Below are 20252 nucleotides of genomic sequence, written 5' to 3'. Positions count from 1 at the left end.
GCACTAAACTCGGGGACATGGCAAGCCTTGGTGAGTTGGAACGCGCGATGATGGATGTCCTCTGGGACACCGGGCTCGCGCTGAGTGCGAACGATCTCCGGGACCGTCTCGCCGGGCATCCGTCTGCACTCGACATCCGGAAGTCACCGGGCACCCGCAAAGAACTGGCCACGACGACCGTGCTCACCGTGCTCTCGCGGCTCGAGAACAAGGGGTTCGTGACGCGTGACCGTGAGACCCGGCCGCACGTCTACCGGGCCATCACCTCGCGCGCCGAGCACACCGCAGAGCTGATGCACGAGGTGCTCGGCTCTGTGCCCGACCGGGAAGCAGCACTCGCCCGTTTCATCGGCAATGTGAGCCCGCAGGAGGCCGACACGCTGCGGGCCCTGCTTGGCGCCGCACCGGTCGTTCCCGGTTCACGGACCGGCGACTGACGGTCCCGCCGATCCGACGCTGACCCGGGTGCTCTCCGCCGCCGTCATCCTCGCCGCCCTGGCCGTCACCCTGGCCTGGCCGGTGCCGATCCTGCTGTCGCGGGCGCGGTGGACCTGGCGCGCGCCCGGCATTGCGCTGGTGCTCTGGCAGTCCATCGCCCTGGCCGGTGGGCTGTCCATGCTCGGCTCCCTCCTGACCTGGGGACTCATACCGTTCGGGGACACACTGCCAGACGGCATCACCTCTCTGGTCTCTCACGCATTCGGCCAGCCGCTTCCGCCAGGGGTGGGTCTGGAGCATGTTGCAGCACTCTGCGGCGCCCTGTACCTCGGCCTGCACCTGACACTGAACCTGGCGGCGACGACCTTCCGCGCCGAGCGGCAGCGGCGACGGCACCATCACCTGGTCGAGCTCCTGAGTGAGCCGATGCCCGATCGTCCCGGCACACGGGTGCTCGATCACGCGGCTCCCGTGGCGTACTGCCTGCCGGGGGCGGTGCGATCGATCACGGTTCTCTCTGCCGGGCTCCTGGCGCTGCTCGACGCCGACGAACTCCGCGCCGTGATCGCACACGAGCGGGCGCACCTGCGCCAGCAGCATCACATCGTGCTGCTGGTCTTCAAGTCGTGGCACAGTGCGCTGCCGTGGTTTCCGATCGCCAATCGGGCAGAGAACGCCGTCGCCCTGCTCGTGGAAATGCTCGCGGACGACCAGGCCAGGCGGGTCGTCGACGACCGTACCCTGGCCAGGGCGATCGCACTGGTGGGCACTTCCGGCGAAGAACGACTCCCGGCACCCGGCGAACGGTTGGCACCGGACGACAACGGCCAACCGTTCGATCTGGTGACACCACGCGTGCGACGCCTGGCGGGGCATTCGTCGCCGTTGCCGGCGGCCCTGCGGGCCGGCATCCTCGGAAGCGCCGTTGCGTTGCTCGCCGTGCCGACCGCGCTGCTTCTCATCGTCTGACGCCTGCCCCAAACCGTTCGACGGAGATATGTGCGAATCAGTCCCGATTTGCGAGCAAAAGGGCCGATTCCGGCAAAACCTCCGTCGAACGGATGCCACAGGGGATTTCTAGAAGATCGCAGCTTCCTTCAACCAGGCCGCTGCGATCTTGTCTGCGGACTTCTTGTCGTTGACGCTCTCAGAGTTCAGATCGACCAGCACGTCGGTCGTGAGTGCCGCACTGACTGTGTTCAGCACATCGGCGGCCTTGTCGTCGACCTTCTCAGACACGACAGGCACAACGTTGTCCGGGAAGAACAGGCCGTCAGGGTCGTCGAGAGCGATCAGGCTGTTCGACTTGATGTTCGGGTCGGCCGTGTAGATGTTGGCCAGCTGGATGTCGCCGTCAACCAGGGCCTTCACGGTGAGCGGTCCTCCGCTGTCCTCAACAGGGACAAATCCGGCGATCTCGATGCCGTACTTCTCCTTGAGGGCTATCGGGCCGTATGGGCGGGTTTCCAGCTCGGAGTTGCCGCCGACCGTCATCGGTTCCGTGACGTTCTCCAGCGAAGCCAGGTCGGTCAGCTCGTACTGGTCTGCGAAGTCCTGCGTCACTGTCCAGGAGTTCTGGTCTGACGCCTCTGCGGCGTCGAGCACCCGGAGGCCTTCCGGCAGCGCTTCACCGAGAGCGGTGTGGACCTCGTCGCTGGTTCCGCCAGCAGCATCCTCGTCCAGGGCCTGCAGGAGACTACCGGTGTATTCGGGGAACACGTCGATCTTTCCCGCCTCAATGTCCGGCAGGTACACCTCACGCTGGCCGATGCGGAACTGTCGGTCGACCGTGAAGCCGTTCTCCTCCAGAGCCTGCGCGTAGATCTCGGCAATGATCTCGTTCGAGTAGTAGTCCTGCGACCCGACGATGAGAGTCTCCGAGTCACCGGACCCGGCATCACCGCCATCCAGCGGGTCACCGGATGCGCACCCTGACAGGGCTACGACGGCCCCGACCGCGACCGCGCCGATGAGCGCGAGCCGGCCTCTTTTCGCTGTGTTCATGAGCTTCTTCCTTCCGTGACGGGGGTTCCCGTCGCCGCGCGCGACCGGATTGGCCTGGCGCGGACATCTTCTGGGCGCCCTGCAATGACACCCCGTGGTACCACCAGCCGCTGCACGAGCGCGAATATTCCCTCAAGTACCAAAGCGAGCAGGATCACCAGGATCGAACCACCGAGCATCTCGGCGTAATCCCGAGTCTTCAGACCGGCGAACAGGTAGCGCCCGAGTCCGAAGTCGGCAACATACGCCGCCAGGGTGGCCGTTGCCACCACCTGCAGGGTCGCCGAACGGATGCCGCCGATCAGCAGTGGCAGGCCAAGCGGCACCTCCACCTTCGCCACGATCTGGCCCTCCGACATACCGACCGCTCTGGCTGCGTCAATCGTGCCGCGTTCGATGGCCTCGAATCCGGTGTATGCACCCGCCAGGATCGGCGGAATCGCCAGGATCGTCAGCGCGACATACGGCGCCTCGAGCCCGATCCCGACCCAGAGGGCAACAAGTGTCAGCAGCCCGAGTGTCGGCAGCGCCCGAAGACCGCCGGCGCCCGCGATGGCAAAACCTCGGCCACGACCCGTGTGACCGATCAGATAGCCGAGCGGAATGGCGATGACGGATGCGAACACCAGCGTCACGAACGTGAACAGGAGGTGTTCAAGCAGACGGCTCACAATACCGCCGGGTTCGGCATAGTTCGCCGGATCGAAGATCCAGGCGATGGCGTCGAGGAAGAAGTTCATCGGGTCGCCGTCCTGACCAGATCCGGCTCAGATTGCACGGCCGGGCCGCCGGGAGACCTGGTCTTCCTGCTCCCGCGACGAGTCCAGGGCATGGCCAGCCGCCCGAGCATCACGAGTGCCCAGTCGAAGAACAAGGCGAGGGCGACGCTGAGCACGATCCCGGTGATGATCTCCTCCTGGATCCCCCGCTGAAAACCATCGGTGAACAGGCTGCCGAGGCTCTGCACGCCGATCACCGCGCCGACGGTGGCGAGGCTCACGGTGCTCACGGCCACAACACGCAGACCGGCCAGGAGCACCGGGCCGGCCAGCGGAAGGTCGACCTGCCAGAAAGCACTCCAGGTGGAGAAACCGACTGCCGTCGCAGACTGCCTGGTGTCTGCATCGACGGATGCCAGACCGTCAGCCACCACGCGCACCAGGAGCGCGATGCCGTACAGGGTCAGGGCGATGATCAGGTTCAGCGGCGAACGGATGCTGATCCCCACGATGAGCGGGAGCACGACGAACAGGGGGAAGGACGGGATCGCGTACAGGAGCCCGCCGGCGGTGAGGATGATGCCGCGGCTGATCCGATACCGGTTTGCCAGCCACCCGAGCGGGAGCGCGATGAGGAAGCTCAGGATGATCGGCGGCACGCTGAGCACCAGGTGATCGAGCGTGCGATCCCAGATGAGGTCGAGGTTCGACCAGACCCAGTTCACCGCTGGTCCCCACCCTGCGCCGGAGCACCCGATCCCGAAACGGAACCGGCCTTTGACTCTGAAACGGACTGTGGAGGCGGGACGGATGCCGCGGCATCCGTTTCGATGACGCCGGCAATACGACCTTCGCTGTCGACCAGAATGTCGCTCCCGTTGTGGTTTTCGAAGTGCAGCGCCCGCTTGCCGCGGTCCGCACCAACGAAGCTCGCAACGAATTCATCCGCCGGGTTCGCGAGAATCTCAGACGGGGTACCGACCTGGGCGATCTGGCCGCCGGTGCGGAGGATGACCACCTGGTCGCCGAGCAGGAATGCCTCCTCGATGTCGTGCGTGACAAAAACGACGGTCTTGTCGAGTTCGACTTGCAGGCGACGCAGTTCCTGCTGGAGTTCGGCTCGCACGATGGGGTCGACGGCGCCGAACGGTTCGTCCATCAGCAGGATGTTCGGGTCGACCGCGAGCCCGCGGGCCACGCCGACGCGTTGCTGCTGGCCACCGGACAGTTGGCTGGGATACCGGTCGGCGAGCGACCTGTCGAGGCCGACGGTGTCGAGCAGGGCGAGCGCGTTCTCCCTGGCCTTCTGCCTCGGCACACCTCGAAGAAGGGGCACGGTTGCGACGTTGTTCACCACGGTGCGGTGTGGCAGCAGACCGGAGTTCTGCATCACGTACCCGATGCTCCGCCGAAGGTTCACCGGTGCCAGCGTCGCGATGTCGACTCCGTCGATCTCGATAGTGCCGCTGGTGGGGTCTACCATCCGGTTGATCATACGCAACAGCGTGGTCTTGCCCGAACCTGACGACCCGACAAAAACGGTGGTCTGCCGCGACGGCAACACCAACGAGAAGTCCTCGACGGCGAGAGTGCCGTCAGGGAACTGTTTCGTCACTGAGCGGTACTCGATCATAGAAGTGGCTCATTCCTCGAATGGGGTCGGATCAACACGTGCCAGATAGTCAACCCAATCACCCTTCGTACTCAGATGGCAAAGCGGATTGGAAATTGCTTGTGCGGATGGCCCCGCACAAATGACCCGGTGCGGTGAGGTGGGCGCTGCGGATCGAGACGAGTATGCTCACGCCCATGACAGACACCACACCATCCACGGTTGCCGCGCCCCCGGTCGGAATCGGCCGCCTTGACCTCGTTGTGCTCGACTGCCCAGACCCGCTCGCGCTCGCAGGGTTTTATGCGCAGGTGCTCGGCTGGGCCAGGGAATCCGACTCGAACGACAGCTGGGCAACGATCAGGCCCCCAGGCGACGCTCGCAGAACGTCCACCGGGATGGCCTTCCAGGGCGCTGCTGATTTCGTTGCGCCGACCTGGCCGGACAATTCCGTGCCCCAGCAGTCACACCTGGACATCGACGTTGCCGACCTGGACGAGGCCGAATACGCCATACTCGCTGCCGGGGCGACAAAAACCGGATTGCCAGAGCCAGAGAGCGAGGAGGGAAAGCGGGACTCGTTCCGGGTCTATCTCGATCCGGTGGGACATCCGTTCTGCCTGTGTCGCAGTTCCTGAGGGCGGTTCAGCCGGCCGTGCTCTGGCCGTAGAAGCCCGCCAGGTAGTCGTGGATGATTCGCCGGCATTCAGCGATGAATCGATCGTCGCCGTGCGGGTTGGTGGCAAACGCACGGGTGAGGAGGGCCTCCGCCATTTCGACGACGACCTCGAGGCGAAAGATGAGGTCGTTGCCGCCAGGCAACCCGAATTCCTCTGCGAGGACTTCAGCGAGCCCCCGGGCGAAGTAGCCCGCGTCGAGGTCGGAGTCGCCATCGAGTGGTGTCCGTTCACGCTCTGCGAACCGCAGGATTCTAAAACCCGCTTCCGACCGGTATAAGGCGACGAATGCCGTCACCGCGCAGTCGACGGCTTCCCACCAGGTCTTCGGATCTCGCTGGCGCAACTCGTCGGCCACCCTCGCCCTGAACCGCTGGACTGCGCGTTCTCTGAGTGCGTGCAGCACCGCGACCCGGTCAGGGTAATAGCGATACACCGTGCCGATGGACGCACCAGCACGTTCAGCGATCATGGCGGTCGTGATCCGGGCGAACCCCACCTCGTCCACGACGGAAGCGGCCGCGTCGAGCAGCGTTGTCAGCCGCTCCGAGCTGCGCCGCTGAACCGGTTCCGTTCGTATCTGCAGCGTCTGTTCTACGGCATCAATCTCGAAGATCTCATCAATCGACACGTGTCCTCCCTGGCTGAACAATATCCTAAAGCGCATCGCAGTCACGCCGGGGCGCACCGTTCTGCAGTCGGCGTGACAGACTGAAGGGGTGCCTCAGCCCGAAAACAGGAATCCAGAGGCCACGACGCCGGTGGCGATCATGCACCGGGCGGCCAGGATCGAAGATTGGCTGCATGCCGCCAGAGAGCGCTTCGCACGCCGTCGGGGTCACCAGCCGACGGTCATTCCGTACACCGGCTATGGCTCGACCGAGTGGGTGCGGATTCTCTGCCGAGTTCTGCTGACAAAGCCGCCTGGGCCGTCGGGTCCCGCGAAGAAGGCCAGAACGGATGCCGCGGGGATCCGTGGATGGCGCAGCTTCACCAGCGTTCCGGTCAACGACGTCACTGTGACGATCGAGATCGACGGCGCAACGCATCGGGTGCGTGCCGACCGCGGCGGTGTCGTCGACGTCGTGGTTCCGGTGTCGCTGGCGCCAGGCTGGCAGGTCGCCTCCCTGTCGACTGAAGGTTCCACCGCCGTCGAGGCGCCCGTGTTCATTGTGGCTCCCGGAGTGCAGAGCGGTATCGTTTCCGACGTTGACGACACCGTCATGGTGACGGCCCTCCCCCGGCCGCTGCTTGCCGCTTGGAACACGTTTGTCCTGTCAGAGCACGCGAGGGTGCCGACGCCTGGCATGGCTGTGCTTCTCGAACGCCTCACGGCTACCACCCCTGGGTCGCCCGTGATCTATCTGTCGACAGGCGCCTGGAATGTCGCGCCGACGCTGACCCGCTTCCTCTCGCGAAACCTCTACCCGGCGGGTGCGTTGCTTCTCACCGACTGGGGCCCCACCCACGACCGCTGGTTCCGGAGCGGCCTCGACCACAAACGGGACAACCTACGCCGGCTGGCTGAGGAGTTCCCCGAGATGCGCTGGATCCTGGTCGGGGATGACGGCCAGCACGACGAGGCCATCTACAGCGACTTCCAGCAGGAGTACCCGGAGAACGTTGCGACCGTCGCCATCCGGCAGCTCTCCCCCAGCGAGGCGGTTCTGGCCGGTGGACGTTCGAAGGATGAAGCCAGGGGGACACCCGAGTCACCGTGGATCTATGGACCTGACGGGTCGGTCATCGCCGACCAGCTGGCAGAACGCGGACTGCTCTAGGCGCGTGCAGTGCGAGGCCGGGTGGGGCGCGCGAGAGTGCGGTCGAGTCCGCGGTTGATCTCCCTCGCCCAGAGCGGACCACGGTAGAGGAAAGCCGTGTATCCCTGCACGAGCGTGGCCCCCGCAGCGAGCCGTTCAGCCACCTGGTCGGCCGTCTCGACACCACCGACAGAGATAACGCAGAACTCTGGCGGAACAACAGCCCTGATCAGCCGCAGCACGGCGAGTGACCGATCGGCCAGTGGCGCACCGGAGAGACCCCCGGCTCCGGCCGCGTCGACGATGGCGGCATCCGTCGTCAGGTCGGCCCTCGACAGCGTCGTGTTGGTGGCGATGATTCCGTCAAGGCCGATGGAGACGACGAGTTTTGCGATACGCGTGACCTCGTCGTCTTCGAGGTCTGGTGAGATCTTCACGAGCAGTGGGGTCGTGCCAGCCGACAGCCTGACAGCAGTCAACAGCGGAGAGAGCCGGTCGATCTCCTGCAGTCCCCGCAGTCCTGGGGTGTTCGGCGAGCTCACGTTGACCACCAGATAGTCGGCCAGCGGCGCCAGGACCGACGTGCTCGACAGGTAGTCGGAGGTGGAACTCTCCACCGGGGCGACCCTGCTCTTGCCGATATTGACCCCGACGACCGGCCTCCCGGCTACGGTGCGCACGCGGGCGAGGCGGGAGCGCGCGTCGCTCGCGCCGGCATTGTTGAAACCCATCCGGTTGACCACCGCCCGGTCGCCGATCAGTCGGAACAGCCGTGGTTTCGGGTTCCCAGGCTGCGCGATGGCAGTGAGAGTCCCCACTTCGACGTGGCCGAAACCGAGCTGACCGAGACCAACGATGGCCTTGCCGTCCTTGTCGAAACCGGCCGCGAGGCCGAACGGTGAGTCGAAGTGCAGACCAAGCGTGTCGACGCCGATGTCGGTGCGCGGACGGGTGAAGCGCTGCACCAGCCGGCCGAAGCCGAGGGTCGGCAACGCGCGGATCACCCAGAAGGCGAGGTGATGGGCCCGTTCGGGGTCTAGCCGGGACAGTATGGTGCTGAAGAGGAGTCGGTACATGCCGGTTACAGCTCCGGCGGAGTCGACGGGATTCGGGTGCCTGTGGCATGTTCCTCGCGCAAGGCCCCGATCGCACTTTCGAAGTCGTCGAGCGAATCGAACCCCTGGTACACGCTGGCAAACCGAAGATAGGCGACCTCGTCGAGCTCACGGAGCGGTGCGAGGATCGCCAGCCCGATGTCGTTCGCGTCGACCTGCGACGCACCGGTCTGACGGATCGTCTCTTCGACCTTCTGCGCGAGCATGGCGAGATCGGAGTCGGTCACCGGGCGGCCCTGGCAGGCCTTTCTCACGCCGGCAACGATCTTCTCGCGGCTGAACGGTTCTACGACGCCGCTGCGCTTGATGATGTTGAGGCTCGCAGTCTCTGTCGTGCTGAACCTGCGTCCGCACTCCGGGCACTGCCTGCGGCGGCGAATCGAGAGCCCGTCATCACTGGTGCGAGAGTCGATGACTCGCGAGTCCGGGTGGCGGCAGAACGGGCAGAACATGTTGCGTTCAGCTTACCGTGACTCCACCGCTTACCGTGACTCTGCCGCAGGGCTCATTCCCCGCTCACACCCGATTGAAACGCGCTTTCACCGCGTCGCCGTGAGCCGGCAGTGCCTCCGCGCGCGACAAAGCGTCGATGTGAACTGCCACCGCCTCCAGCGCATCCCTGCTGTAACGCACCACCTGTTGCGGGCGCAGGAAGGTCGATGCGCCGAGGCCGGCGGTGAACCTGGCCTGCCCGCCGGTCGGCAACACATGGTTCGAGCCCGCCGCGTAGTCCCCGAGGCTCACCGGCGAGTTCGGGCCGATGAAGATGGCACCGGCATTCTCGACCAGCGCGAGTACGGCATCCGGTTCATTCGTCTGGATCTCGAGGTGCTCAGGACCGAACGCATTGCTGAAAGCCGCGGCTGCGGCGAGGTCGTCGACCAGCACGATCGCCGACTGGCTGCCGCCCAGGGCTGCGCTCACCCTGCTGGAGTGCGTTGTCGACGCCGCCAGTTCGCCCAGGCGGCGTTCGACCGCATCGGCCAGTTGCGGTGAGTCGGTGACCAGCACGGCCGCTGCGAGTTCATCGTGTTCGGCCTGACTGACCAGGTCAGCCGCGACCAGGAACGGGTCTGCCCGGTCGTCAGCGATGACCAGGATGTCGGTGGGGCCGGCTTCCGTGTCGATGCCCGTTTGTCCGCGCACGAGGCGTTTTGCGGCTGCGACATAGACATTTCCAGGGCCGGTCACCAATTGCACGGGATCGAGGCCGAGACCGGGAACACCGTACGCGAAGGCGCCGATCGCCCCTGCGCCGCCCATCGCATAGATCTCGTCGATGCCGAGGAGTCCGGCGACGGCAAGGATCGTCGGGTGCACGCTGCCGCCGAATGCGCTCTGCGGCGGCGATGCGAGTGCGATCGAGGTGACGCCGGCAACCTGAGCCGGCACCACATTCATCACCACGCTCGACGGGTAGACCGCCTTCCCGCCCGGCACGTATAGACCGACCCGGCCGATCGGCTGCCAGCGCTGGGTGATCAGAGCACCATCGGCAACGGTGGTCGTGACGGATGACGGGACCTGCGCCGCACTGGCGAGGCGGACGCGCCTAATAGTCTCCTCGATCGCCGTTCGCACGTCAGGGCCAAGTTCCAAGACGGCTCGGTCGATGTCTGTGGCCGGAACCCTGACCTCGCGCGGCCGCACGTGGTCGAGTCGCTCTGCCTGGTCGAAGAGTGCCTGTTCGCCGCGTTCGCGCACCTCAGCAATCAGCCGCGCTGCGGCCTCGCTGGCCACGCCGACATCCGTCACAGCTCTGGGCACGGCGGCGAGCAGCTCTGCGGGACTGAGTGTGGTTCCTCTGAGATCTATAATCTGAATCATTGCCGAACCAGCCTATCGATCCGTCGATCCATCCGCCCGCTCTCGCACTCACCGCAGGTAATACTCTCAGTGCAGGAATACCGTGGAGCCTGTGACGATTGATGCAAGCGTATGAACGAGAACCGTGCCCTCCCCGATTTTGTCGATCCGCCGCTGCAGGGCGACCCGCGTGCGCCCCGCGACCTGGCTGCCTTCAAACATGCCTTCCGCCGGCACGCAGCCGGAGTGTCGGTGATCACCTCGCTCGATTCCGAGGGGTCGCCGGTCGGCTTCACGGCGACATCACTCGCATCTCTCGCCGCCGTACCGCCGCTGGCGACGTTCAACATGGCCAGGTCGGCCAGCAGCTGGCCCGCCATCATGGAGAGCGAGCGGGTGGTGATCCATATGCTCGGTGCACGCAACCGCGCCCTCGCCGAAATCCTGTCCGGCCCGTACGATCGGCGCTTCGATGGCGATCACTGGTACGCGGGACCATACGGCCTTCCCGTTCTGAACGACGTCACCTCGTGGATGGTCGGCCGAATCCTGGAGCGGGTCTTCGTGCACAACGGTTCCGTCGTGGTCGTTCAGATCGAGGAAGGCGGTATCGGTGAAGACGACGATGCCCTGCTCTACCACGAGCGCGCATACCGCACCCTCGGATCCGTTCTCTGAGCGAAGGTCCCTCGACCAATCCGGTGCGCGGATGCTGCCGCGCAGTAATCTGAGCGTATGACAGATACGCTCACGGCAGGGTGGCTGGAGTTCTATGTGGCAACGGCCGGAGCAGGCGCAGCACTTGCCGGTCTGGTCATGGTGGCGCTCTCGGTCAACATCAAGGAGATCCTGGGCGAACCGTCGCTGACGGCCCGTGCCGCTGCTGCCGTCGGCTCCCTCGTCCTGGTCGTCGTGGCCGCTGGTGTGGGCCTCATTCCGGCACAACCGGCCCCGGTACTCGGTGCAGAGTTGCTCGTGGGCACAGCGGCCGCAAGCCTGCTTCAGATCAGGGCACTCCGCACGATGATCCCGGTCGAGCAGATCTCAAATCGGAACCGGGTGCTCAATTCTGTGCTGGTCTCACTCCAGTTGGTTCCCATTCTTGCCGGAGCGGTTCTCCTGCTCGCCGGGCTCGAGGCCGGTCTCTACTGGGTTGCGGCGGGCATGCTGCTCACCCTGATCGGCTCGATGCTCGCCGCCTGGGTGCTGATGGTAGAGATTCTGCGGTGACGAGCGTCCCGTTGGTTTGACGAGCCCGGTGGTTTGACGAGCCAGGCGATTTGACGAGCCCGGTGGTCCAGCTCAGCTCATTCCCGAGAATCGCCAGTTGCACCGAGAATCCCCGTTGTAACGGCGTCGCTCGGCGCGAACGGCGATTCTCGGCGGGCGGTGGTCAGCTGAGGCAGTACGGGCCGAGCAGGCTCTTCAGCTCTCCGAAGAGGTCAGCGCTCACCTTCACCCGATACGGCAGCTCGAACACCCGCGCGAGCTCCCCCTTGACCAAACGCAGGCGTACTTCTGAGTCTCCGCCGTGCCTGATCAGCACATCCCCGAGTGTCTGGACCGTTTCGGTGGTCGCCCTGTTCTCCGCGAGCGTGATTGCCAGGGTGCCGATTTCGTTGCCCTGGCCGAGGTCGGGAGCGAACACACTGAACGCGTGCAGGTTCATCCCGTCGTCACGCATGCTCACGCGTCCCCGCACGACAACGATCGAATCGCTCACCAGCGCCGGTGCGAACTCGACATACGCCTTGCCCATGAACATCGCGGTGATCTCACCGCTGAAGTCCTCCACCTGAATCATGCCGTACTGGTTGCCAGACTTCTTCGCCACGCGGTGCTGCACGCTGGTGATGAGACCGGCAACGGTCACGGTATCGCCGTCCTGCGTCTGCTCGGAGGCGATCAGGTCGGCGACCGTGGTGCTCGCGTGTTTTGCGAGCGGGATCTCCAGCCCGTTCAGTGGGTGGTCGGAGACATAGAGCCCGAGCATGTCCCGTTCAAAGGCGAGCTTCTCTTTCTTTCCCCATTCCGGTCGCTCTGGAACCTGCTCTGAACTCTGGGCCTCGTCGAAGAGACTGTCGAAATCGAAGCCGATGTTGCCGTGCTCCTCGTCGCGCTTGATCTTGACGGCGGACTCGACGGCGCCTTCATGGATCTCCACCATTGCCCGCCTGGTCGCCCCGAGGGAGTCGAACGCCCCAGCCTTCACCAGCGATTCGATGGTGCGCTTGTTCGCCACCTGGAGCGGCACCTTGCGCAGGAAGTCGTGGAACGACTCAAACCTCCCCTTCGCATCGCGGGCCCCGCGAATCGCCTCCACCACGTTGAACCCGACGTTGCGCACGGCACCGAGACCAAAACGGATGTCTGTGCCGACCGCAGCGAAGAACCCGATCGATTCGTTCACGTCGGGGGGCAGAATCTGAATGCCCATTCGCCTGCATTCGTTCAGGTAGAGGGCGAGCTTGTCCCTGGCATCCCCGACGCTGGTCAGCAGCGCTGCCATGTACTCGGCCGGGTAGTGCGCCTTGAGATACGCAGTCCAGTAGGAGAGCACCCCGTATGCGGCGGAGTGCGCCTTGTTGAAGGCATAGTCGGAGAACGGCAGCAGAATGTTCCAAATCGTCTGGATGGCCTCCATCGAGTAGCCGTTCGCCACCATGCCGCCGGAGAACCCCTCGAACTGCTTGTCGAGCTCAGACTTCTTCTTCTTGCCCATCGCGCGGCGCAGCAGGTCGGCTTGGCCGAGGGAGAACCCGGCCAGCTTCTGCGCGATCGACATGACCTGTTCCTGGTACACGATCAACCCGTAGGTGTTGCCGATGATCTCGCTGAGCGGCTCTTCCAGCTCGGCATGGATCGGCACGATCTCCTGCTGATTGGTCTTCCGCAATGCGTAGTTGGTGTGCGAGTTGGCGCCCATCGGGCCAGGGCGGTACAGCGCGATGACGGCCGAGATGTCTTCGAAGTTGTCGGGCTTCATCAGTCGCAGGAGCGACCGCATCGGCCCACCGTCGAGCTGGAAGACGCCCAGCGTGTCGCCCCGTGCGAGGAGTTCGTAGGCGAGGGGGTCGTCGAGGGCGAGGTCTTCGAGAACGGGCCGATGGCCACGGTTCGCCTCGATATTGTCGAGGGCGTCATCGATGATGGTGAGGTTTCGAAGCCCCAGGAAGTCCATCTTGATCAGCCCGAGCGCCTCACAGGCCGGATAGTCGAACTGGGTGACGATCTGGCCGTCCTGCTCCCGTTTCATGATCGGGATGATGTCGATCAGCGGGTCGCTCGACATGATGACACCCGCGGCGTGCACGCCCCACTGGCGCTTGAGGTTCTCGATTCCGAGGGCGGTGTCGAAGACGGTGCGCGCCTCGGGGTCGGTTTCGATCACGGCCCGGAAGTCGCCGGCCTCCCGGTAGCGGGGGTGGTCGGTGTCGAACATGCCCGTGAGCGGCACGTCCTTGCCCATGATGGCGGGCGGCATCGCTTTGGTGAGCTTGTCGCCCATGCCGAACGGGAAACCCAGCACGCGCGAGGAGTCCTTCAACGCCTGCTTGGCCTTGATGGTGCCGTAGGTGACGATCTGCGCGACGCGTTCTTCACCGTACTTCTCCGTGACGTACCGGATGACCTCGCCCCGCCTGCGCTCGTCGAAGTCCACGTCGAAGTCGGGCATCGAGACGCGGTCCGGGTTGAGGAAGCGCTCGAAGATCAGTCCGTGCTGCAGCGGATCGAGGTCGGTGATGCCCATCGCATATGCCGCCATCGACCCAGCCCCTGAGCCACGACCAGGACCGACCCTGATGCCGTTGGCCCTCGACCAGTTGATGAAGTCGGCGACCACGAGGAAGTACCCGGGGAAACCCATCTGGGTGATGACGCCGACTTCGTAGTCCGCTTGCTTCCTCACCGCGTCTGAGAAGCCGTTCGGGTAGCGATTGACGAGCCCGGTTTCAACTTCCTTGATGAACCAGGTCTCCTCGCTTTCACCCTCTGGAACGGGGAACCTGGGCATGTAGTTCGCCTGGGTGTTGAACTCCACATTGCAGCGCTCTGCGATCAGCAGGGTGTTGTCGCACGCCTCCGGATTGTCGCGAAACAGGTGACGCATCTGCGCTGCCGTCTTCAGGTAGAACTCGTCGGAGTCGAACTTGAAGCGGTTGGGGTCGTCAAGGGTCGATGCCGATTGCACGCAGAGCAAGGCCGCGTGAGCCGTGGCGTCGTGCGCGTGCGTGTAGTGGAGGTCATTGGTGGCCACCAGCGGCAGGCTCAGTTCCTTCGCCAGGCGCAGAAGGTCGCTCATGGTGCGGCGCTCAACATCGATGCCGTGGTCCATGATCTCGCAGAAGAAGTTCTCTGCACCGAAGATGTCCCGAAATTCGGCCGCAGCCTTTTTGGCCTCGTCGTACTGGCCAAGCCTCAGCCTGGTCTGAATTTCGCCACCGGCGCATCCGGTCGTCGCGATCAGCCCGGTGGAATACTGCGACAGCAGTTCCCTGTCCATCCTGGGCTTGAAGTAGTAGCCCTCGAGCGACGCCCGCGACGACAGTCGAAACAGGTTGTGCATGCCCTCCGTCGTCTCAGACAACAGGGTCATGTGCGTGTAGGCACCACTGCCTCCGACATCGTCACGGCCCTCGCCGCTGGTCCCCCAACGCACCCTGGTCTTGTCGCTGCGGTGGGTGCCAGGCGTGATGTACGCCTCCGTGCCGATGATCGGCTTGATTCCGGCATCCGTAGCCGTCTTCCAGAAGTCGAACGCGCCGAACACGTTGCCGTGGTCCGTGACCGCGACGGCGGGCATGCCCTGTTCCGTGGCCGCGTCGATCAGCGGTTTCACACGCGCCGCGCCATCGAGCATCGAGTACTCGCTGTGCACATGAAGGTGGACGAACGAATCACCCAAGTCAGATGAACGCTGCGACAAGACTCCTCCGAATACTGATGGGTGGCGAACTACAAGCTTACGGAACTATTCGTCCCTGAGCACCCTGAGCGCGTGATTGAGGTCTGCGGGATATTCCGAGCTGAATGTGACCGGCTCGCCGGTACCCGGATGGACGAATCCGAGCCTCGCGGCATGAAGCCACTGGCGTCCGAGGCCGAGCCTGGCGCTGAGGGTGGGGTCTGCTCCGTACATGGCGTCGCCAACGCACGGATGACGCTGTGCGGCCATGTGCACGCGAATCTGATGCGTGCGTCCCGTCTCCAGGTGCACCTCAAGGAGCGACGCGTACGGGAAGGCCTCGAGCGTCTCATAGTGCGTCACGGAGTCGCGTCCGCCGGCGACGACGGCGAACTTCCAGTCCGATCGCGGATGCCGACCGATCGGAGCGTCGATGGTGCCTGACAGTGGGTCTGGATGACCCTGCACGACGGAGTGATAGATCTTCTCGACCTCGCGGTCGTGGAATGCGCGTTTCAGCGCGGTGTACGCCCGCTCCGATTTGGCCACGACCATCAGACCGGAGGTGCCGGCATCCAGCCGGTGCACGATTCCCGCACGCTCGGCGGCGCCGGAGGTGGAAATGCGGAAACCGGCGGCGAGGAGTGCGCCGACGACCGTCGGCCCGCTCCAGCCGACGCTCGGGTGCGCGGCGACGCCGGCCGGCTTGTCGATGACGACGATGTCGTCGTCATCGTGCACGATGCCGAGGTCTGGTACCGGAATGGCGACGATTTCGATCTCGCTCTTGGGCTGCCAGGCGACCTCAAGCCAGGCACCGGCGTGCAGCCGGTCGGATTTGCCGACGACCACGCCACCCTGGGTCACTCCGCCCGATTCGGCGACCTCGGCCGCGAAGCTGCGTGAGAACCCGAACAGTTTGGCGATTCCGGCATCGACGCGGACACCGTCGAGGCCGTCTGGCAGGGGAAGGGAACGGGATTCCATGGGGCGACTCAGGACGCAGGCTCGACGGGAGCGGGGGTCACCGGTGGCTCAGTTTCACGCCGGGGTTCGGCACCCCGTGCTCCCGTTCGCCCGCTGATCCGCGAACCATCGAGGCCGATCCCCCTGATCGTCAGAACCATGAAGATCACCATGCTCGACACAATGCTCATGTCGGCAACGTTGTAGATCGCCGGAATCAGCCACGGCGTGGAGATGAAGTCGATGACGTGCCCCAGGCCGAAGCTCGGCTCCCGCAGGAGCCGGTCGGTCAGGTTGCCGAGAACCCCTCCGAGGAGGAGACCGAAGACGACAGACCAGGCCAGCGAACGGATGCGGCCGGCAAACCAGATGATGCAGACGACGACGCCGGCAGCAAGGATCGAAAGGATCCAGGTCAGACCACTGGCAAGCGAGAACGCCGCCCCGGCGTTCCGGACGAAGTGCAGTTGCAGCACATCGTTCAGAACCCGGACGACCTCGCCCTCTTCCAGATTGCTGACAATGAGGTACTTCGAAAACTGGTCAAGCGCGTACACCCCCAGCGCTGCACCAGCCAGAAGGGCGAGCGCGCCAGCACGAACCTTCGCTGTGGCCTTATGCTCCAAAGCCCTGGAAGCTCGGCTTCGGTGCAGTCCCTGCGCCTGCGGCTCCGTCTACGGGAAAGGCAGAGTTGAGCTCGCTCAGCTGCCCCTCGATGTAGCTCTTCAGCTTCTGGCGATAGTCGCGCTCGAACGTGCGCAGTTCGTCGATCTTCTTCTCTAGGGCTCCACGCTCCTGGTCAAGCGCGTTGATCTGCGCGCGCTGCTTCGCCTCGGCTTCTGCGACCACCCTGGCGGCGGTTGCGTGGCCCTCTGCGACAAGGGCGTCGCGCTTCTCGGCGCCTTCCTTGACGTGCTCCTCGTGCAGGCGACGCGCCAGCTGGAGCAGGTTTGTGGTACCGGCGGTCTCGTCGGCGACCTCGACCGCAGGGGCCGGAGTCGCGGCGATTGGAGCAGCCGCGACGGGTTCGGGAGTCGGTTCGGCGACGACAGGTGCGACGACAGTCGCCGGAGCGCTCACTGGTGCGCCACCCTCGACTGCCGAAGTGTCGCCTCCAGCGGCGAGGTGGGCCTTCAGCTCGTCGTTCTCCGCAGTGAGGCGGCGCAGTTCCACGACGACCTCGTCAAGGAAATCGTCGACCTCGTCCTGGTCATATCCCTCGCGGAACTTTGTCGACTGGAACCGCTTGTTGACTACATCTTCCGGAGTTAGCGCCATGGCTTTCCACCCTTAGAACTCGAGTTGCGAACAGATTGTTAACGTTCGGCTAACGCTAGCAAAGTACGAGACAAAGAATCGCACTGAGCTTGCACCGGCGCTACGCGTCCAGAATACATGGCGTATCCGTGAACCGCTCAGCATCCGTGAACTGCTCAGCATCTGTGAACGTTCAGCGGAACGCGCCCGTGATCCACATGGCGATGATGCAGCAGAGCATGGTGAGGCTCCAGCCGAAATCGAACGCGACCGGCCCCATCGACAGCGGGGGGATGATCCTGCGGAAGAACCGCACAGGAGGGTCTGTGACCGAATAGACGAACTCGATCAGCACCAACCCGACGCCTCGTGGCCGCCAGCTCCGGTTGAAGGTGCGAACAAGATCGACGATGAAGCGCGCCCAAAGAACAAAAAAATACAGCAACAGGACGAAATACAGGATGCTCGCTATCAGCGATACCAGAAACACGCGCGGCGTCAGGCGTCAGGACTGTGCGAAGAAGGACGCTTCCGGGTCCTCGTCGTCACTCGTGGTGTCGCCGGAGACGACGACGTGCGACGGCGAGAGCAGGAACACCTTTGCGGTGACGCGCTCGATCTTGCCATGGAGCCCCTGCGACAGTCCGCTTGCGAAGTCGATCAGTCGGCGGGCATCCGCGTCGCTCATCTGCGAGAGATTGATGATGACCGGGATGCCTTCGCGGAACGACTCGGCGATGACCTGGGCGTCGCGGTACTGGCGCGGGTGGACGGTGAGGATCTCGTTCATGTCTGACGTGAGAGGTGCTTTCGGAGTTGCGGTCTTGCGCAGCGGTGTGACGGGTGCGCGGCCGGGGATGTTCTGCGCGGTGCTGCGCGGCGGAGTACTCGTTGTCGGCGGGGTCGTCACGGCCGAAACGGGAGCGTCCGCGGGTGCGTCGTACTCCAGCTCTTCGTCCGCCAGACCCAGGTAGACCATGGTTTTCTTGAGCGGGTTGGACATTTCGACCTCCGTGTTAACGATGCTTGCTACGAGATTAACCGTGATCCGGACGATTACCGGTGATTGCCGTGCCAATTCGAAGGTGTGTCGCACCTTCGAGGATCGCATCCCGGTAGTCACCGGACATTCCCATCGAGAGCGCGGTGGCACCCGGTGCCATACGCCGGAGGCCCTCGTGCAACGCTCGGACGCGCGCGAAGGCCCTGCGAGGCTCCTCGCCCAGCGGAGCCACGGCCATCAGGCCGAGCAGCCTCAGCCCTGGGGCGGAGAGCACGTCGTCGACGAGTGGCTCGAGCCCGGCTGGAGCCACTCCCCCGCGTGCGGGATCATCGGTCAGATTGACCTGGATGAAACAGTCGACGCCGGACACCTCAGGCGCTGCACTGGAAGACGGCGCACTGGAAGTCAGCGCAGGGGAAGAGAGCGCGTTGACCAGCGACGTCCTATCGACCGAATGGATGACGCTGGCGTAGGTGCGCACGGCCCTGGCCTTCTTGCCCTGCACCTGCCCGACGAAGTGCCAGGTCAGGCCGAGGTCGGCAAGCTCAGCGGCCTTGGCCTGTGCCTCCTGGTGCCGATTCTCCCCGAAATCGCGCACACCGAGGTGCGCGAGATCGATGATCAGGGAAGCCGGCTGGAATTTGGTGATCACAACCGTCGTGATCGACTCTGCAGAGCGACCGGCGGATGCCGCAGCATCCGTTATCCCGGCGCGAACTGATTCGAGTCGATCACTGAGGTTCTCACTTGAGGAAATCGGGGATGTCCAGGTCGTCGGAGTCATCGTCGAACGCCGGGTCTGCCGCGATCGCGTCAGCCGGGGCCGCGTCGCTGTTCTGCCACAGGGAACCGTCTGGCACCGACTCTGACTCATAGTCGGCCACGGACGCCTCTGAGTCGTCCCCGACTCCACCGGCCAGGCCAGACGCTGACGCAGCACCGACCGCAACGCCGGCCGCGACGAGGTCGACTCGCCTCACCTCGACGGCCTTCGCCCCAGGCTCTCCGCCATCGAAGCCGGCCGCGATGACGGTCACGCGCACCTCGTCACCGAGTGTGTCGTCGATCACGGCTCCGAAGATGATGTTCGCCTCAGGGTGCACGGCTTCCTGTACCAGCCTGGCGGCGTCATTGATCTCGAAGATGCCGAGGTTGGAGCCACCCTGGATCGACAGCAGCACACCGTGCGCACCGTCGATGGACGCTTCGAGCAGCGGGGATGCCACGGCGAGCTCCGCTGCCTTGATGGCACGATCCGCTCCCCGCGACGACCCGATTCCCATCAGCGCAGAACCGGCACCCTGCATCACCGACTTCACGTCGGCGAAGTCGAGGTTGATGAGGCCGGGCGTGGTGATCAGGTCGGTGATGCCCTGCACACCGGCCAGGAGCACCTGATCGGCGGTCGAGAAGGCCTCGAGCATGCTGATGCCGCGGTCGCTGATCTCCAGCAGGCGATCGTTCGGCACGACGATGAGGGTGTCGACCTCGTTCTTCAGGGTGGCGACACCCGTCTCGGCCTGCGCCTGACGGCGCTTGCCCTCGAAGCCGAACGGCTTGGTGACGACACCGATGGTGAGGGCGCCGATCGACTTCGCGATCCGGGCGACGACGGGAGCACCGCCGGTGCCGGTTCCGCCGCCCTCTCCTGCGGTGACGAAGACCATGTCTGCACCGGCAAGCGCCTCCTCGATCTCCTCCGCGTGGTCCTCTGCGGCGCGACGGCCGACTTCGGGATCCGCGCCGGCTCCGAGACCGCGGGTGAGGTCGCGACCGACGTCGAGCTTGACGTCGGCGTCGCTCATCAGCAGCGCCTGGGCATCCGTATTAATGGCGATGAACTCGACTCCACGGAGACCGAGTTCGATCATTCGGTTGACGGCATTGACACCGCCGCCGCCGATTCCGACGACCTTGATCACGGCGAGGTAGTTCTGGTTAGTTGACACTGTCCGGCCTCCGGTGGAACCCTAAACCTCTACTCGAGGC

Annotated in this window: 22 protein-coding genes; 6 read left to right on the top strand and 16 right to left on the bottom strand. The window is 64.7% G+C overall.

What is annotated here, in order from left to right:
* Positions 1-17: 17 nt before the first annotated feature.
* Together K323_RS0103600 and K323_RS0103595 are read left to right on the top strand one after the other, a co-directional pair.
* Positions 18-437, top strand: coding sequence for a BlaI/MecI/CopY family transcriptional regulator (locus K323_RS0103600; protein ID WP_022883923.1), 420 nt, complete (start codon positions 18-20; stop codon positions 435-437).
* Positions 438-465: 28 nt separating this feature from the next.
* The gene (locus K323_RS0103595; protein WP_026851180.1) at positions 466-1407 is read left to right on the top strand and encodes a M56 family metallopeptidase; all 942 of its coding nucleotides are present in this window, start codon (positions 466-468) and stop codon (positions 1405-1407) included.
* 108 nt (positions 1408-1515) lie between these two features.
* On the opposite strand, the gene K323_RS0103590 is transcribed toward K323_RS0103595, so the two are convergent.
* From K323_RS0103590 to K323_RS0103575, 4 genes are read right to left on the bottom strand one after another with little or no spacing between them, the layout of a single operon-like run.
* Positions 1516-2442 carry an ABC transporter substrate-binding protein gene (locus K323_RS0103590; protein ID WP_022883921.1) on the bottom strand — a complete coding sequence of 309 codons (927 nt, stop codon included), beginning with the start codon at positions 2440-2442 and terminating at the stop codon, positions 1516-1518.
* Complete coding sequence (locus K323_RS0103585; protein WP_022883920.1) at positions 2439-3182, bottom strand: ABC transporter permease; 744 nt, start codon at positions 3180-3182, stop codon at positions 2439-2441. The genes K323_RS0103590 and K323_RS0103585 overlap by 4 nt, the downstream gene beginning before the upstream one ends.
* Complete coding sequence (locus K323_RS24085; protein WP_022883919.1) at positions 3179-3886, bottom strand: ABC transporter permease; 708 nt, start codon at positions 3884-3886, stop codon at positions 3179-3181. Before K323_RS24085 ends, K323_RS0103585 begins: the two co-directional genes overlap by 4 nt.
* On the bottom strand, positions 3883-4794 hold the full coding sequence (locus K323_RS0103575; protein ID WP_022883918.1) for an ABC transporter ATP-binding protein: 912 nt from the start codon (positions 4792-4794) through the stop codon (positions 3883-3885). The genes K323_RS24085 and K323_RS0103575 overlap by 4 nt, the downstream gene beginning before the upstream one ends.
* Positions 4795-4970: 176 nt before the next feature.
* On the opposite strand from K323_RS0103575, the gene K323_RS0103570 reads away from it, so the two are divergent.
* Positions 4971-5411 (top strand): VOC family protein, encoded by a 441-nt coding sequence (locus K323_RS0103570; protein WP_051147191.1) that lies wholly within the window; start codon positions 4971-4973, stop codon positions 5409-5411.
* A gap of 7 nt (positions 5412-5418) precedes the next feature.
* Here K323_RS0103570 and K323_RS0103565 read toward each other — a convergent pair whose 3' ends face one another.
* A complete protein-coding gene (locus K323_RS0103565; protein WP_022883916.1) occupies positions 5419-6081 on the bottom strand; it encodes a TetR/AcrR family transcriptional regulator in 663 nt (220 codons plus the stop codon).
* A gap of 88 nt (positions 6082-6169) precedes the next feature.
* Between K323_RS0103565 and K323_RS0103560 the strand changes: the two genes are divergently transcribed.
* Positions 6170-7231, top strand: coding sequence for an App1 family protein phosphatidate phosphatase (locus K323_RS0103560; protein ID WP_425402257.1), 1062 nt, complete (start codon positions 6170-6172; stop codon positions 7229-7231).
* Here the strand turns inward: K323_RS0103560 and K323_RS0103555 are convergent.
* The 3 genes from K323_RS0103555 to hisD all read right to left on the bottom strand — a co-directional run bounded on the left by K323_RS0103555 (position 7228) and on the right by hisD (position 10152).
* On the bottom strand, positions 7228-8286 hold the full coding sequence (locus K323_RS0103555; RefSeq protein ID WP_022883914.1) for a quinone-dependent dihydroorotate dehydrogenase: 1059 nt from the start codon (positions 8284-8286) through the stop codon (positions 7228-7230). The two genes, K323_RS0103560 and K323_RS0103555, sit on opposite strands and share 4 nt — an antisense overlap.
* A gap of 5 nt (positions 8287-8291) precedes the next feature.
* Entirely contained in the window at positions 8292-8777 is a 486-nt protein-coding gene (gene nrdR, locus K323_RS0103550) for a transcriptional regulator NrdR (protein ID WP_022883913.1), read from the bottom strand.
* A gap of 64 nt (positions 8778-8841) precedes the next feature.
* Complete coding sequence (gene hisD, locus K323_RS0103545; RefSeq protein WP_022883912.1) at positions 8842-10152, bottom strand: histidinol dehydrogenase; 1311 nt, start codon at positions 10150-10152, stop codon at positions 8842-8844.
* A 111-nt stretch (positions 10153-10263) separates the two neighbouring features.
* Here hisD and K323_RS0103540 point away from each other — a divergent pair, with 111 nt between their 5' ends.
* Positions 10264-10809, top strand: coding sequence for a flavin reductase family protein (locus K323_RS0103540; protein ID WP_022883911.1), 546 nt, complete (start codon positions 10264-10266; stop codon positions 10807-10809).
* 57 nt (positions 10810-10866) lie between these two features.
* Positions 10867-11361 carry a hypothetical protein gene (locus K323_RS0103535; protein ID WP_022883910.1) on the top strand — a complete coding sequence of 165 codons (495 nt, stop codon included), beginning with the start codon at positions 10867-10869 and terminating at the stop codon, positions 11359-11361.
* A gap of 163 nt (positions 11362-11524) precedes the next feature.
* Here K323_RS0103535 and dnaE read toward each other — a convergent pair whose 3' ends face one another.
* The 8 genes from dnaE to ftsZ form a co-directional block, all read right to left on the bottom strand.
* Complete coding sequence (gene dnaE, locus K323_RS0103530; protein ID WP_051147189.1) at positions 11525-14992, bottom strand: DNA polymerase III subunit alpha; 3468 nt, start codon at positions 14990-14992, stop codon at positions 11525-11527.
* Between the two features lie 111 nt (positions 14993-15103).
* Positions 15104-16024: an RluA family pseudouridine synthase gene (locus K323_RS0103525; protein ID WP_022883908.1), complete on the bottom strand. Its 921-nt coding sequence runs from the start codon at positions 16022-16024 to the stop codon at positions 15104-15106.
* Between the two features lie 8 nt (positions 16025-16032).
* Entirely contained in the window at positions 16033-16629 is a 597-nt protein-coding gene (lspA, locus tag K323_RS24080) for a signal peptidase II (protein ID WP_022883907.1), read from the bottom strand.
* On the bottom strand, positions 16619-17281 hold the full coding sequence (locus K323_RS24075) for a DivIVA domain-containing protein (protein ID WP_022883906.1): 663 nt from the start codon (positions 17279-17281) through the stop codon (positions 16619-16621). The genes lspA and K323_RS24075 overlap by 11 nt, the downstream gene beginning before the upstream one ends.
* Before the next feature lie 172 nt (positions 17282-17453).
* Positions 17454-17750, bottom strand: a complete 297-nt coding sequence (locus tag K323_RS0103510) for a YggT family protein (protein WP_022883905.1) — start codon at positions 17748-17750, stop codon at positions 17454-17456.
* 15 nt (positions 17751-17765) lie between these two features.
* A complete protein-coding gene (locus tag K323_RS0103505; RefSeq protein WP_022883904.1) occupies positions 17766-18263 on the bottom strand; it encodes a cell division protein SepF in 498 nt (165 codons plus the stop codon).
* A gap of 34 nt (positions 18264-18297) precedes the next feature.
* The gene (locus tag K323_RS0103500) at positions 18298-19047 is read right to left on the bottom strand and encodes a YggS family pyridoxal phosphate-dependent enzyme (RefSeq protein WP_022883903.1); all 750 of its coding nucleotides are present in this window, start codon (positions 19045-19047) and stop codon (positions 18298-18300) included.
* On the bottom strand, positions 19007-20212 hold the full coding sequence (gene ftsZ, locus K323_RS0103495; RefSeq protein ID WP_022883902.1) for a cell division protein FtsZ: 1206 nt from the start codon (positions 20210-20212) through the stop codon (positions 19007-19009). The genes K323_RS0103500 and ftsZ overlap by 41 nt, the downstream gene beginning before the upstream one ends.
* Positions 20213-20252: the final 40 nt, after the last annotated feature.

Source organism: Glaciibacter superstes DSM 21135, assembly GCF_000421145.1.
Taxonomy (GTDB): domain Bacteria; phylum Actinomycetota; class Actinomycetes; order Actinomycetales; family Microbacteriaceae; genus Cryobacterium; species Cryobacterium superstes.
Note: the sequence above shows the minus strand (reverse complement) of the source record. Positions and strands in the feature narration are given on the sequence as shown.

Bases quoted from the DNA above. Each gene is read 5' to 3' on its own strand.
- K323_RS0103505 (WP_022883904.1), bottom strand. From the start codon at position 18,263: ATGTCCAACCCGCTCAAGAAAACCATGGTCTACCTGGGTCTGGCGGAC.
- hisD (WP_022883912.1), bottom strand. From the start codon at position 10,152: ATGATTCAGATTATAGATCTCAGAGGAACCACACTCAGTCCCGCAGAG.
- K323_RS0103525 (WP_022883908.1), bottom strand. From the start codon at position 16,024: ATGGAATCCCGTTCCCTTCCCCTGCCAGACGGCCTCGACGGTGTCCGC.
- nrdR (WP_022883913.1), bottom strand. From the start codon at position 8,777: ATGTTCTGCCCGTTCTGCCGCCACCCGGACTCGCGAGTCATCGACTCT.
- K323_RS0103535 (WP_022883910.1), top strand. From the start codon at position 10,867: ATGACAGATACGCTCACGGCAGGGTGGCTGGAGTTCTATGTGGCAACG.
- K323_RS0103570 (WP_051147191.1), top strand. From the start codon at position 4,971: ATGACAGACACCACACCATCCACGGTTGCCGCGCCCCCGGTCGGAATC.
- K323_RS0103555 (WP_022883914.1), bottom strand. From the start codon at position 8,286: ATGTACCGACTCCTCTTCAGCACCATACTGTCCCGGCTAGACCCCGAA.
- K323_RS0103590 (WP_022883921.1), bottom strand. From the start codon at position 2,442: ATGAACACAGCGAAAAGAGGCCGGCTCGCGCTCATCGGCGCGGTCGCG.
- K323_RS0103585 (WP_022883920.1), bottom strand. From the start codon at position 3,182: ATGAACTTCTTCCTCGACGCCATCGCCTGGATCTTCGATCCGGCGAAC.
- K323_RS0103540 (WP_022883911.1), top strand. From the start codon at position 10,264: ATGAACGAGAACCGTGCCCTCCCCGATTTTGTCGATCCGCCGCTGCAG.
- K323_RS24075 (WP_022883906.1), bottom strand. From the start codon at position 17,281: ATGGCGCTAACTCCGGAAGATGTAGTCAACAAGCGGTTCCAGTCGACA.
- K323_RS0103575 (WP_022883918.1), bottom strand. From the start codon at position 4,794: ATGATCGAGTACCGCTCAGTGACGAAACAGTTCCCTGACGGCACTCTC.
- dnaE (WP_051147189.1), bottom strand. From the start codon at position 14,992: ATGCTCGATGGCGCGGCGCGTGTGAAACCGCTGATCGACGCGGCCACG.
- K323_RS0103500 (WP_022883903.1), bottom strand. From the start codon at position 19,047: ATGACTCCGACGACCTGGACATCCCCGATTTCCTCAAGTGAGAACCTC.
- K323_RS0103600 (WP_022883923.1), top strand. From the start codon at position 18: ATGGCAAGCCTTGGTGAGTTGGAACGCGCGATGATGGATGTCCTCTGG.